The sequence below is a fragment of the Williamsia sp. Y721 genome (assembly GCF_059683565.1).
In genome coordinates this window covers 849,947-863,223 of sequence record NZ_JCASNH010000004.1, presented here as the reverse complement: position 1 = coordinate 863,223, position 13,277 = coordinate 849,947, and the positions used below count along the sequence as shown (strand labels likewise).

The 13,277-nt window shown below is 64.5% G+C and carries 12 protein-coding genes; 4 read left to right on the top strand and 8 right to left on the bottom strand.

Features of this window, described 5'->3' with window-relative positions:
* Nucleotides 1-11: 11 nt before the first annotated feature.
* The gene (rpmE, locus tag AC56PL_RS23475; RefSeq protein ID WP_482138683.1) at nucleotides 12-248 is read right to left on the bottom strand and encodes a 50S ribosomal protein L31; all 237 of its coding nucleotides are present in this window, start codon (nucleotides 246-248) and stop codon (nucleotides 12-14) included.
* Nucleotides 249-450: 202 nt separating this feature from the next.
* Here rpmE and AC56PL_RS23470 point away from each other — a divergent pair, with 202 nt between their 5' ends.
* Both AC56PL_RS23470 and AC56PL_RS23465 read left to right on the top strand, forming a co-directional pair.
* Nucleotides 451-1,167 (top strand): thioredoxin-like domain-containing protein, encoded by a 717-nt coding sequence (locus AC56PL_RS23470; protein WP_497155288.1) that lies wholly within the window; start codon nucleotides 451-453, stop codon nucleotides 1,165-1,167.
* 120 nt (nucleotides 1,168-1,287) lie between these two features.
* Nucleotides 1,288-1,959, top strand: coding sequence for a thioredoxin-like domain-containing protein (locus AC56PL_RS23465; protein WP_497155321.1), 672 nt, complete (start codon nucleotides 1,288-1,290; stop codon nucleotides 1,957-1,959).
* A 62-nt stretch (nucleotides 1,960-2,021) separates the two neighbouring features.
* Here the strand turns inward: AC56PL_RS23465 and rho are convergent, their stop codons facing one another.
* The 6 genes from rho to argS form a co-directional block, all read right to left on the bottom strand.
* The gene (gene rho, locus AC56PL_RS23460; protein ID WP_497155287.1) at nucleotides 2,022-4,181 is read right to left on the bottom strand and encodes a transcription termination factor Rho; all 2,160 of its coding nucleotides are present in this window, start codon (nucleotides 4,179-4,181) and stop codon (nucleotides 2,022-2,024) included.
* Between the two features lie 307 nt (nucleotides 4,182-4,488).
* Nucleotides 4,489-5,448 (bottom strand): homoserine kinase, encoded by a 960-nt coding sequence (gene thrB, locus AC56PL_RS23455; RefSeq protein WP_497155286.1) that lies wholly within the window; start codon nucleotides 5,446-5,448, stop codon nucleotides 4,489-4,491.
* A gap of 54 nt (nucleotides 5,449-5,502) precedes the next feature.
* Nucleotides 5,503-6,582 (bottom strand): threonine synthase, encoded by a 1,080-nt coding sequence (thrC, locus tag AC56PL_RS23450; protein WP_495517722.1) that lies wholly within the window; start codon nucleotides 6,580-6,582, stop codon nucleotides 5,503-5,505.
* Entirely contained in the window at nucleotides 6,575-7,885 is a 1,311-nt protein-coding gene (locus tag AC56PL_RS23445; RefSeq protein WP_495517723.1) for a homoserine dehydrogenase, read from the bottom strand. Before AC56PL_RS23445 ends, thrC begins: the two co-directional genes overlap by 8 nt.
* A complete protein-coding gene (gene lysA / locus AC56PL_RS23440) occupies nucleotides 7,882-9,306 on the bottom strand; it encodes a diaminopimelate decarboxylase (RefSeq protein WP_495517724.1) in 1,425 nt (474 codons plus the stop codon). The genes AC56PL_RS23445 and lysA overlap by 4 nt, the downstream gene beginning before the upstream one ends.
* Complete coding sequence (gene argS / locus AC56PL_RS23435) at nucleotides 9,303-10,955, bottom strand: arginine--tRNA ligase (RefSeq protein WP_495517725.1); 1,653 nt, start codon at nucleotides 10,953-10,955, stop codon at nucleotides 9,303-9,305. The genes lysA and argS overlap by 4 nt, the downstream gene beginning before the upstream one ends.
* Nucleotides 10,956-11,148: 193 nt before the next feature.
* On the opposite strand from argS, the gene AC56PL_RS23430 reads away from it, so the two are divergent.
* Nucleotides 11,149-12,006, top strand: a complete 858-nt coding sequence (locus AC56PL_RS23430) for a DUF3105 domain-containing protein (protein WP_495517726.1) — start codon at nucleotides 11,149-11,151, stop codon at nucleotides 12,004-12,006.
* Nucleotides 12,006-12,776, top strand: coding sequence for a DUF305 domain-containing protein (locus AC56PL_RS23425; protein WP_497155285.1), 771 nt, complete (start codon nucleotides 12,006-12,008; stop codon nucleotides 12,774-12,776). Before AC56PL_RS23430 ends, AC56PL_RS23425 begins: the two co-directional genes overlap by 1 nt.
* An 82-nt stretch (nucleotides 12,777-12,858) precedes the next feature.
* Here AC56PL_RS23425 and AC56PL_RS23420 read toward each other — a convergent pair whose 3' ends face one another.
* Nucleotides 12,859-13,269 (bottom strand): DUF5313 family protein, encoded by a 411-nt coding sequence (locus AC56PL_RS23420; RefSeq protein ID WP_497155284.1) that lies wholly within the window; start codon nucleotides 13,267-13,269, stop codon nucleotides 12,859-12,861.
* Nucleotides 13,270-13,277: the final 8 nt, after the last annotated feature.

Genomic DNA, 13,277 nt, shown 5'->3' with positions numbered 1-13,277 from the left:
GGTCGTACAAGCTAGTTGTCTGCTGCGTCTTTCTTTGCAGCGGCCCGCTTGCCGTAGCGCTTCTCGAAGCGCGCAACACGGCCACCGGTGTCGAGAATCTTCTGCTTGCCCGTGTAGAACGGGTGGCACTGCGAGCAGACCTCGACGTTGATCCGACCCGAAACCTGGGTGGAATGGGTCTGGAAAGTGTTCCCGCAGCCGCAGACCACAGTGGTCTCGACGTATTCGGGGTGAATTCCCTGCTTCATTTCTGGTGTCCCTTTCATGGTCGCCGGGTCACCTGCGCGGATCGAAGGTGTGAACCGGAACCGGACTCGACCGCTCAGTATGCCAGAACAGCCTCCCGACCTGCCAATCGCTGGTACCAGTTGAGTAGCTGCCCTAGTTCTTGCGGCACGATAATCCCAACAACAACGCGCCCCAGTTCATTCCGGCCAGGCAGGTTTGACGTTGACACACGCCGCACGCTTCGCAACGACCGTATTTGCACTGCTCATCGGGTTGACCGCCTGCAGTTCAACACAGTCGGACGATGCCTCGGGACGCCCGGAGGGCACGCCACCGGCGGCCACCGACAGCCTCTCACTCCTGGATTTCGTCCCCAGCGGACTCAATCCTGATCCGACCGATCAGATCGAAGGCGTGCTGAAGGTCTACTACCCGTCCCCGGCTCACGTCGAACGTGATGAAAAGGTGCGCTACACGTATTCGCCACCGTTCGGCGGAACCCACGACTGGGCCTGGGCCGGATGCACCGGAGTGGTGTACCCCGTGGCGATCCGCAACGAGACAGCCGTCCATTCGCTCGAACACGGGGCGGTCTGGATCACGTACAGCCCCGATCTCGACGTCGCTGCGGTCGACGCGCTTGCCGAGCGGGTCGCGAATGTGGAATACACGCTCATGTCGCCGTATCCGGGTCTGGACCAACCGATCTCCGTGCAATCCTGGGGACACCAACTCAAGGTCGCGAGCGCCGACGACCCGCGGATCGACCAGTTCATCACCGCCACCAAACAGAACGCCCAGTCGAACGTGTATCCCGAGGATCCGGCCGCCACCGCCCACCCGACCCCGGGTACCAGTTGTACCGCCGTGCCGGATGCCTTCGATCCCGCCGATCCCCCATCGTTCGAGCCCGGACCCGGCACGGTGCCCGAGACCTGACATCTGATCGGATGCCGCTTCTGACAGGATGATGGCCCAGCAGATCGACGCCCCGATCAAGCCGATCAGACAGGTGTGAACGTGAAACCAGTGGTCAAGCTCGCCGCAACCGGATTACTTCTGGTCATCGGCCTGAGTGCGTGCAGTTCGTCCAAGACGGGCGACCCACAGGCCGCGACCACCACCGGCGCAAGCGGCGGCAGTTCGACCCGGGACTTCGTGCCCAGCAGCTCCAATCCCGATCCGACCGATCAGATCGACGGCGTGCTGAAGGTCTTCTACCCGGCGGCCGAGCACGTCCTGGACAACCAGAAGGTCAAATACACGTACTCGCCGCCCATGGGCGGGCGACACGACTCGGTCTGGGCCACCTGCACCGGCATGGTCTACCCCACCGCCATCCGAACAGAGAACGCCGTCCACTCCCTCGAACACGGCGCCGTGTGGGTCACCTACAACCCCGACGATCTCGATGCGGACGAGATCGCCGAACTCGAGCAGCGGGTCGATGGCCTCAACTACATGCTGATGTCCCCGTATCCCGGTCTGGACCAGCCGATCTCGCTGCAATCCTGGGGACACCAACTCAAGGTCGCCGACGTCGACGATCCGCGGATCGACCAGTTCATCACCGCGACCCGACAGAACACGCAATCCGGTGTGTACGACGAAAGTCCCTCGGCGACCGGCTATCCCGAACCCGGCGCCACGTGCGCGACGGTGCCGGGACGATTCGACCCCGCCGATCCCCCACCCTTCGATCCGGGACCGGGCACCGTTCCCGAGAGCTGACGAACAAACCCACCTCTTCCTGGATCGGAAGAGGTGGGTTTGTTGTTGGTGCCGGGGACGATTCAGTCGTCCTTCATGTTCCCCGGTGCGGTCTTCTGCACCTGCATCAGGAACTCCATGTTGTTCTTGGTCTTCTTCAACTGGCTGACCAGTAGGTCGATGGCCTGTTGTGAGTCCAACCCGGAGAGCACACGGCGCAGCTTGTGCACGATCGAGAACTCTTCCGGCGACAGCAGCAGCTCGTCCTTACGCGTACTGGACAGGTTGACGTCCACGGCCGGGAACACGCGACGCTCCGAGATCTTGCGGTCCAGTTTGAGCTCGGCGTTGCCGGTGCCCTTGAACTCCTCGAAGATCACGGTGTCACCGGTGGATCCGGTCTCGACCAGCGCCGAGGCGATGATCGTCAACGAGCCGCCGTTCTCGATGTTCCGAGCCGCTCCCAGGAAACGCTTGGGCGGGTACAGCGCCGTGGAATCGACACCACCGGACAGGATTCGACCCGATGCCGGTGACGCGTTGTTATAGGCGCGACCCAGGCGGGTGATCGAATCGAGCAGGACCACAACATCTTTACCGTCTTCGACGAGACGCTTGGCCCGCTCGATGGCAAGCTCGGCGACCGATGTGTGATCTGACGGCGGCCGGTCGAAGGTCGAGGCGATGACCTCACCCTTGACCGAACGCTGCATATCGGTGACCTCTTCAGGCCGCTCGTCGACCAGCACGACCATCAGGTAGCACTCGGGGTTGTTGATCGAGATCGCGTTGGCGATGTTCTGCAGGATCGTGGTCTTACCCGCCTTGGGGGGCGAGACGATCAGCGCACGCTGGCCCTTGCCGATGGGCATGACCAAGTCGATGACGCGGGTCGAGATCTGATCGCTGGTGGTCTCCAACCGCAGTCGCTGGTTCGGGTACAGCGGGGTCAACTTGTTGAATTCCGGTCGCCGCTTGGCGGTTTCGACGTCGGCACCGTTCACCGAATCGAGCCGGACCAACGGGTTGAACTTCTGACGCTGATTGGACTGGTCGCCTTCACGGGCCACCTTGACCGCACCGGTGATCGCGTCGCCGCGACGCAGACCGTTCTTGCGGATCAGGTTCATCGACACGTAGACGTCGTTCGAACCGGCCAGGTAGCCGGAGGTCCGCACGAACGCGTAGTTGTCGAGGACGTCGAGGATGCCCGCGACCGGCTGCAACACATCGTCGTCCGATACCTGCGGCTCGCCGCTGCCACCGGGACCGTCGGTGCGATCGCGTCCACGGCGACGCTCGCGGAAGCGACGTCCACGACGGCCGCGTCCGTCACCGTCTCCGTCATCGTCGGGACCGTTGTCACGATTGTTGTTGCGCGGACCGCTGTTCTGGTTGCCGGCGTTCCGGTTGTCGCCACCGCGGTTGTCGCGGTCTGCGTTCCGGTTGTCGCCACCACGGTTGTCGCCACCACGGGTATCACCGCGGTTGTCACCACGGTTGTCGCGGTCCGCGGTCCGGGTTTCGCTGCCCCGGTCGCGGTTCTGTCCGCCTTCGCGGCCCTGTCCACCGGACTGGTTGTCGCGTCCGCCCTGGTTGTCGCGAGCGCCCTGGTTGTCCCGAGCGCCCTGGCCGTCACGGTTCGTTCCGGTGCGGTCTTGACCATCGCGTCCGCGACGACGCTGACGACGCGCATCAGATCCGTCGGCAGACTCGTTGTCGTCACCTGATTCTGCGGTGATCTGCGCGGAGGTCTCGGAACCGGTGTCTTTGACTGCCGGGTCCGCGTTGTCGGTGGACGCGCCACGTCGCCGGTCACGGCGAACCGGGGCCGACTCTTCCTTGGCCTCGACAACCGGCGCCTTCTTGGCATCCTGCACGGCTTCGGCCTTCGTGGCCTGCTCGGTCTTCGTTTCGGTCGACTGACCCTCGGCCGCGTTCTTCGGCGCGGCAACATCGGCCTTGGCCTTCTCGGCAGGCGCCTTGGTGGCTGTCTTGGTCTTTGCAGGCGCAGCAGCGGCGGTCGAACCGCTCTGGCGCTCCTTGATGGCCGCGATCAGGTCGCTCTTACGCATACCTGACGTGCCTTTGATGCCGAGCTCGCCGGCGAGGCCGCGCAACTCGGTGAGAACCATCCCCGACAGTCCGGTGCCACGACGACGTTCGGCTTTGGGAGTGTCGACTCCGCCGAGGTCAAGCGTGTTTTCCGCACCCTGTGCAGTGATGAGGTCCGTATCCGTCAACGGATATCCTTTCCTTCCCCCGCCGGTAGATTCGCGGGGGCAGTGTTTCTCGCACCCGGAGACCAGGTGAGAGGTGCCGCTATTTGGAGCGGTCTTTTAGGCTTTGTGTCGTATGCCGCGCTTCGATTTCACGGAATGACGCCCGCGGGCTCTGACCGTAGAATTTCACATTTCTTGTGAGAAGCACGCGTGGTGAAACTTTCGCGGCTGGACGGGTACATGCTAACCACGTTCAACAGTATGAGCAACACCCAGCGATGACGGCGTGTTCCCTGACAGTGGATGAGTCAGCTGACCCGGCCGCTTTTCAGTGTACGACTACTCCCGGCGCGATCTCTACCTCGTCGAGCACAAATCCCAGTTCAGCTGCCTTCTCCTGCGATCCGGCGGGCAACGATGACGCTGTGAGTGCAAGGACGGTGGGGCCGGCACCGGAGACGGTGGCGGGAACATGTCGGTCCCGCAACCAACGAACCATTTCCGCGGTGGCGGGCATGACGGGGGCGCGGTAGTCCTGGTGCAGCCGATCCTCGGTTGCGGGGAAAAGAAGGCCCGGTTCGGTGGTCAGTGCCACCACCGCGAGCGCGACACGACTGACGTTGAAGACCGCGTCCACCCGTGCGACCGCGTCGGGCAGAAGCCCGCGGGTGACGGCGGTCGACGACTCGACCTGCGGAATCATCACAAAAGCCCGGATGGACGGATGGACATCCAGTTTCCGGGCGAAATAGCTCACCTCGTGCGGCGCACCGTTCTCCAGCACCGCCGGGACCTCACCGCAGGCCGCCTCCGACCACGACACCACCGCCGAGCCGAGAACACTGGCCGACGCGTTGTCGGGGTGCCCCTCGAACTCCGAGGCCAACTGCACGAGCGCGTCGGTCGACAATGGGATGCCCACACCGGCCGCGCGAACCAGTCCGGCTGCCGCGGCCAGTCCCCCGACCACCGCGGAAGCCGACGAACCCAGGCCACGGGAGTGCGGAATGCTGTTGCGGCACTCGACATCCAGACCCGCGGCCGTGACGCCGGCCGCCTCGAGCCCACGGTTGATCGCACGCACCACCAGATGGCGTTCGTCCAGGGGAACCCCTTGCGCACCTTCCCCGCTCACGCTGATCCGCAGACCGGGGCCGGAGACGGTCACCGAGACATCGTCGTAGATCCCCAACGCGATACCCAGCGAATCGAAGCCGGGCCCCAGGTTGGCACTCGATGCCGGCACGCGAGCGCGCACCTGCAGGCCAACAGGCAGAACAGGGTTCATACCGCGCCCATCAACTCGCGAGGACGTTCGGCACGACATGCGCCGGGGTGGTCATCAGCTCAGTCCCAGAGCAGCTGCGACCGCCACCGGGTCGACCGGGATGGCCTCGACCGGCGGAATACCCGCAAGCGCGGTGTCGGGATCTTTCAGACCGTTGCCGGTGACGGTGCAGACCACCAGCTCGCCTGCGGAGATCCAGCCATCAGCGCGGGCGGCCAGCAGGCCTGCCACACTCGCGGCCGACGCCGGCTCCACGAAGACGCCCTCGCGGCCTGCGATCAACCGGTACGCCTCGAGAAGCTTCTCGTCGGTGGCCGCCAGGAACTTGCCGCCCGATTCGTCCTTGGCCGCCACGGCCTGGTTCCAGCTGGCCGGAGAGCCGATGCGGATGGCGGTGGCGATGGTTTCGGGATCCTTCACCGGAGCACCGGTCACCAGCGGCGCTGCACCGGCAGCCTGGACACCCAACATGCGCGGCGTCGAATCGACAACGCCGTCGCGATGGTATTCGGTGTAGCCCTTCCAGTACGCGGTGATGTTTCCGGCGTTGCCGACGGGCAGCGCGTGCACATCCGGAGCCCGGCCGAGCACATCCATGATCTCGAACGCTGCGGTCTTCTGACCCTCGATGCGCGCCGGATTCACCGAGTTGACCAGTTCGATCTGCGGGAACTCTGCGGTCGCCTTACGGGCGAGCTCGAGGCAATCGTCGAAATTGCCTTGCACCTGAATGATTTTCGCGCCGTGCATGACCGCCTGGGCCAGCTTGCCCATGGCGATCTTGCCCTCCGGGATCAGCACCGCGCAGGTGATCCCGGCGCGGGTCGCATACGCCGCGGCAGAGGCCGAGGTGTTACCGGTCGATGCACACAGGACCGCGGTCTTACCGTTGTTGACGGCATTGCTGACGGCCATCGTCATCCCGCGGTCCTTGAAGGAACCGGTCGGGTTGAGGCCCTCGATCTTGAGATAGACCTCGCAGCCCGTGATCTCGGACAGATGCGGGGCGCTGATCAGCGGGGTGCCGCCTTCGAAGAGGGTGACGACCTTCCAGTCGTCGCCGACCGGGAGTCGATCCCGGTAGGCCTCGATCAGGCCCGGCCATGCACGATGCACAGCTGCTGACTCACTCATTGGTACCCTCCAGTCGCAAAACACTCGAAACACTCAATACCGCATCCAACTTCTCCAGCGCCGCAACGGTTTCCGACAGCGCGGCATCCGGCGCACGATGGGTGACCACAACCAGCCGGGCATCCTCACCGGCGCCTTCCTGACGAACCGTGGAGATGCTGATGTCGCGGGCGGAGAACTCACCGGCAACCGTTGCCAGAACCCCGGGTTTGTCGGCGACCCGCATCGACACGTAATAGCGGGTACGCACGTCGCCCATCGGGGCGATCGGCAATGACGCATATGTCGATTCCAGCGGACCGCGTCCGCCGTGGACCTTGTTCCGTGCGGCCATGACCAGATCCCCCAACACTGCAGATGCGGTCGGAGCGCCGCCGGCACCCTGGCCGTAGAACATCAGCCGACCGGCGTTCTCGGCCTCGACCACCACTGCGTTGAAAGCGCCGTTCACCCCGGCGAGCGGATGTTCCAACGGAACAAGCGCGGGGTAAACGCGCGCCGAGATCCGTTGGGTGCCATCTTCATCCACGACGCGCTCGCAGATCGACAACAACTTGATCGTGCAATCGAGTGCGTGCGCCGAAGCGAGATCGTCAGCGGTGATATTCGAGATGCCCTCGCGATAGACGTTCAGGGCGGTCACCCGCGAATGGAACGCGATCGACGCCAGGATGGCCGCCTTCGCCGCGGCGTCATACCCTTCGACGTCGGCCGTCGGGTCGGCTTCGGCATAACCCAGTCGGCCTGCCTCGGCGAGGGTCTCGCTGTAGTCGCTGCCGTCGGCATCCATCGACGAGAGGATGAAGTTGGTGGTGCCGTTGACGATTCCGGCCACCTTGGTCACCGTGTCACCGGCCAGCGACTGCATCAGCGGGCGGATCACCGGGATCGCTCCGGCCACGGCCGCCTCGAAATAGAGGTCGACCTTTGCCGTTGCCGCGGCCGTTGCCAGCTCGCCGGTGTAGTCGGCCAACAGCGCCTTGTTGGCGGTCACCACCGACTTGCCACTCTGCAGTGCCTCACGAATGAGCATGCGCGGCGGGTCGATACCGCCCATCAGCTCGACCACGATGTCGACGTCGTCGCGGGCCACCAATTCTTCGGGCTTGTCGGTGAGCAGCGCCGGGTCGATACCGCGCGGCTTGGCGAGATCCCGGACCGCCACGCCACGAATCTCCAGCGGTGCACCGACGCGGGCCTTCAGGTCTGCCGCGTTGTCGGTGAGGATACGCACCACCTCGGTACCGACGTTGCCCATTCCGAGTACCGCAACACCAATGGCGCGCGTGCCGGTTTCCGTCATTCGTTCACCTCCAGGCTCAACAAATCTTCAACGGTTTCACGCCGCAACATCACTCGCGATGCGCCGCCCTGAACTGCGACCACAGCGGGTCGGGTCACCATGTTGTACCGGCTCGACATCGTGTAGCAGTATGCGCCGGTTGCACCAACCATCAGAACATCGCCGGGTCCGACGTCGCCGGGCAGCCAACAGTCCTTGACTACGATGTCGCCGCTCTCGCAGTGCTTTCCGACCACGCGGCTGACCACCGCGTCGGCGGTCGAGATCCGGGAGGCCAGGCGCACATCGTATTCCGCCTGGTACAGGGCGGCCCGGATGTTGTCGCTCATCCCGCCGTCGACCGACACGTAACGGCGATGCGCCCCACCCGGTGAGATCTGGACGTCTTTGACCGTGCCGACGGTGTAGAGCGTGACACCGGCCGGTCCGGCGATCGCGCGACCCGGTTCGACCACGATGGTCGGTGTGGGCAGCCCCATGGCCGCCGACTCGATTTCGACAATACTGGCGAGCTTGTCGGCAACCTCTTCGACCGGTGGCGGATCATCCGACGGTAGGTACGAAATACCCAGCCCACCACCAAGATCCAGAATCGACAGCTGGGCGGCCTTGTCGAGGCCGAATTCGGCGACGACATCGCGCACCAGCGACAGCACACGGCGTGCCGCCAATTCGAAGCCGTCGACGTCGAAGATCTGTGATCCGATGTGGCTGTGCAGCCCCACCAGGCGGAGATGCTCAGTTGCGAAGACGCGGCGAACCGCGGCCATGGCCAGGCCACCGGCCAGCGAAAATCCGAACTTCTGATCTTCGTGCGCAGTCGAGATGAACTCGTGGGTGTGCGCCTCGACGCCGACCGTGAGCCGGATGAGAACGTCCTGCACGACACCGAGGCGGCCGGCGATCTCATCGAGGCGCTCGATCTCGATCATCGAGTCCAGCACCACGTGTTCCACACCGGACGACGCGGCCAGCTCGAGTTCCGGAACCGACTTGTTGTTGCCGTGCAATGCAATTCGGTCAGCCGGGAAACCCGCGCGCAGGGCGACGGTCAGCTCCCCCACCGAACAGACGTCCAGCGAGAGCCCCTCGGAATTCACCCAGCGGGCGATCTCCGACGACAGGAACGCCTTGGATGCGTAGTGCACGCGCTCCGCGGAGCCGAAGGCCTTGGCCATCGCGGCGCAACGGGCCCGGAAATCGTCCTCGTTGATGACAAACAGTGGCGTGCCGTACGTCTGCGCCAATTCGGTGACCGGAATGCCACCGATCCGGGCGACATCGTTGCTGTCGCGGTCGGTGCCCTGCGGATAGACGCTGGCCGGCAGCTGCGCCAGATCGGCTGCGCTGTTGGGACGTTCGGCAAGCCGGGGTTCGGCGAGAAGCTCCGCGTGAAGCGGGCCGACGGGGTTGGCGCTCACATTCGCTCCGGTGCGCTGACGCCGACCATCGCCAAACCGTTGGCGATGACCTGCTGGGTGGCACCGCACAATGCCAACCGTGCGGCATGGATGTCGGCCGGTTCTTCGTCACCCTGCGGCAACACGCGGCACCGATCGTAGAACTTGTGGTACGTGCTGGCCAGCGCCTCGAGGTAGCGGCAAACGCGGTGCGGCTCACGCAATTGCGCGGCCGTGTCGACCACTGCCGGGAAGTCGCCGAGCGTGCGGATCAAGTCGCCTTCGGCCGGATCGACCAGCAGCTCGAGGTGATCGGTGGAGGCGACCAGACCCAGTGCCGCCGCGTTGCGGGCGATCGCGCAGAGCCGGGCGTGTGCGTATTGCACGTAGTAGACCGGGTTCTCGTTCGACTGACTGACGAGCAGGTTCAGGTCGATGTCGATGTTGACGTCCACCGAGGACCGGATCAGCGAATAGCGGGCGGCGTCGACACCGACGGCCTCGACCAGATCGTCGAGGGTGATCACGGTTCCGGCACGCTTGCTCATCCGTACCGGTTGCCCGTCCTTGACCAGGTTGACCATTTGGCCGATCAGAACTTCCAACCGGTCCGGGTCGTCACCGAGGGCGGCCGCGGCGGCCTTCAGACGCACCACGTAGCCGTGGTGATCGGCGCCCAACATGTAGATGCAGAGGTCGAAGCCGCGATCACGCTTGTCCTTGAAGTAGGCGATGTCGCCCGCGATGTACGCAGCTTCGCCATCACTCTTGATGACCACGCGGTCTTTGTCATCGCCGAAGGCGGTTGACCGCAGCCACCACGCACCGTCGTTCTCGTACAGATTGCCGTTGGCCTTCAGTTCGGCGATCGCCTTCTCGACCTGACCGGACTCGAACATCTTGTTCTCGTGGGTGTAGACGTCGAAGTCGGTGCCGAACTCGTGGAGATTCTTCTTGATCTGCCCGAACATCAGGTCCACACCATGTGAGCGGAACGTCTCGAGGCGCTCGGCGTCCGGGCGACTGAGCACGTCCGGCACCTCGGCGACGATCTGTGCCGCGATGTCGTTGATGTACGCGCCGGAGTAGCCGTCGTCGGGAGTCGGTTCACCCAGCGCAGCGGCCTGCAGTGATCGCGCGAACCGGTCGATCTGGGCGCCGTGATCGTTGAAGTAGTACTCGCGGGTCACCGCGGCACCGGCGGCCGACAAAACCCGGCCGAGGGCGTCGCCGACGGCGGCCCAGCGGGTACCACCGAGATGGATGGGTCCGGTCGGGTTGGCCGAGACGAACTCGAGGTTCACCTTCAGACCGTCATAGAGCTCACTGGTGCCGTAGGCATCGCCGCCGGTCAGAACATCGGCGACGACCGCGTTCTGTGCATCGGCAGCGAGCCGGATGTTCACGAACCCGGGCCCGGCGATGTCCGCGGTGGCGATACCGTCGCGCGAGATGAGTTCGGTCGCGAGCCATCCGGCCAGCTCACGGGGATTCGCCCCGACCTTCTTGCCGAGTTGGAGCGCAATGTTGGTGGCGTAATCGCCATGCTCAGGATTTCGTGGGCGTTCCACGACAACAGACTCCGGCAGCGCGGACGCATCGAGTCCGTGGTCGGTGAGCACTGTGGAGGTGGCGGCATGCAGGAGTACCGCGAGGTCGGCGGGGGTCACGATGCACCATCCTATTGGCCGACCGATGATCAAAGACAATCGCACTGACTTGACACCGGTCACCGCCGGAGCGCTCGGCGGGATCTTGTCAACACTCGGCGGCGTGAAGGGGCCCACGTAGACTCTCGTATCGCCGGTGAACAAGTCGGCAGTGCGACGTCCGCTCTCCATAGAATTGCACCGAAAGAGATCCATGGCTGACGCCAAGAACAAAGGCAACATCCCGAAGAAGCCTGCGGGCTCCGGGAAGAAGAAATCTGGTCAGATACCGGTGGTCAAGGCCGGCGGTGGACGCCAGTTCCCGTGGGGCACCATCGGTGGAGTGGTGGTGGTCCTGCTCATCATCGCCGGACTGGCCGTCTATCTGATCCCCAAATACGAGGACAAGCAGGAGGTCGCGCAGTACACGCCGTCCTCCTCGAATCCAGATCCTTCGGACAAGATCGAGGGCGTCACCAAGATCTATTATCCGGCCGGTCAGCACGTCGAACCGACCCAGCGGGTCGCCTACGACCAGTCGCCACCCTTCGGCGGGCCGCATGACGCCGTGTGGGCCACGTGTACCGGCATCGTCTACCCGAACGAGTTGCGCACCGAAAACGCGGTCCACTCGCTCGAGCACGGTGCGGTCTGGATTGCGTACAACCCCGAGACCATCGCCCCCGGCGACCTCGACATCCTCAAGTCGAAGGTCGAAGACGAGCAGTACATGCTGCTCTCGCCGTACCCGACGCTGGACCGGCCGATCTCGCTGCAGTCCTGGGGCCACCAGCTGAAGCTGGACTCCGCAGGCGACCCCCGCATCGACCAGTTCATCGAGGCGCTGCGCCAGAACAGCAACACCGGGGTCTACGCGGACTACCCGGACGCGACCGCCTATCCCGAGGTCGGCGCGCAGTGTGCGGCAATCCCCGGTTCGTTCGATCCGAGCAACCCACCGGCCGCCGATGTCGGCCCGCTTCCGGCCGACGCGATCCAGATGGATGGCGCAGGCACGACGCAGGCCGCCGACGAAGGCGGCATGGTTCCGACGCCGAACCCAGCAGGCTGATGAGCGCACCTGGCGAGGACCCTCGCGGTGGCACCGATCGGACCGCCATCGCGCGGGACGTACCGCGCGGTCACCGGAGCCAACAGACCGCGGTGCTCGTGCTCGGTGCCATCGCAGTTCTGCTTGTCGGAGTTGTCGTCGGACTGCTGCTCCGCACCACGTTCGACGGCGATGACGGCAGCAACCGGCCCGCGGGGGACTCGGCTGCGGTCGGGTTCGCTCAGGACATGAGCGCACATCACCAGCAGGGCGTCGAGATGGCGACCTTGGAGCTGTACGGCGGCAGTGATCCGCAGGTCCGCAGCCTGGCCTACGACATCCTGACGACACAGGTCAACCAGATCGGTCAGATGCAGTCGTGGCTGACCCGCTGGGACTACCCGCTCGACAATCCTGGCGCACCCATGGCCTGGATGACCGACGGCGGCTCCGGGCACGGGCACGGGGGTTCGGCAGAAGCAGGATCCACCGGGTCCGGCATGGACATGTCGAACTCCGGCGTACCGATGCCGGGGATGGCCACCACCGAAGAGATGAACAAGCTGCGATCCCTGCAGGGCAGCGAGCTCGACCTCTACTTCCTGCAACTGATGTTGCGCCACCACCAGGGCGGCATCGGAATGATGGAGTACGCGGTGGAGCCCGACCACGTTAGCGAGGACTACGTCCGCGAACTGGCCCAGCAGATGATGAACGTTCAGAGTTCCGAGTCGGAGACCATGACGAAGATGCTCGAGAGCCGCGGCGCTGCACCACTTCCGATGAACTGATCAGACCAACAACTGATCAACACACAAAAAGCCCCTGTCCGATGTCGGACAGGGGCTTTTTGATTGTTCGATGCAGAGGTGATCAGTTCAAGTGGCGCCGTTGTTGCACCGGGACGCTGCGGCCGTGGATCTTCTCGTAGGCGACCCGGTTCGCATCATGTTTGCGCGTCTGTTCCGGGCTCTCGAGGTCGGCGGGCAGCCCATGGAGTTCGAGCCGGTGTTCACGGTTCATCTGCATGTAGGCACTGCAGTAGAACAGCGCCAGGATGAGTCCGAGCAGGACCATCGCCATCCGCAGGTAGATCGGCCCTGGGAAGAGCAGGAACAGCGCGAACACGGGCAGGAACGGGATCATGCCGCGCACGAGGTGCCGCGGGACCCGCCAGCGGCCCGTCAGGTCCTGCCGGACCCAATCCTGCAACTCGTCGGGCAGCTTGCGCCCCCAGCTGTAGGTGATCCACTGCCATGGATTCGGCCGTTTGCGCTGCGTCATCTTGCTAC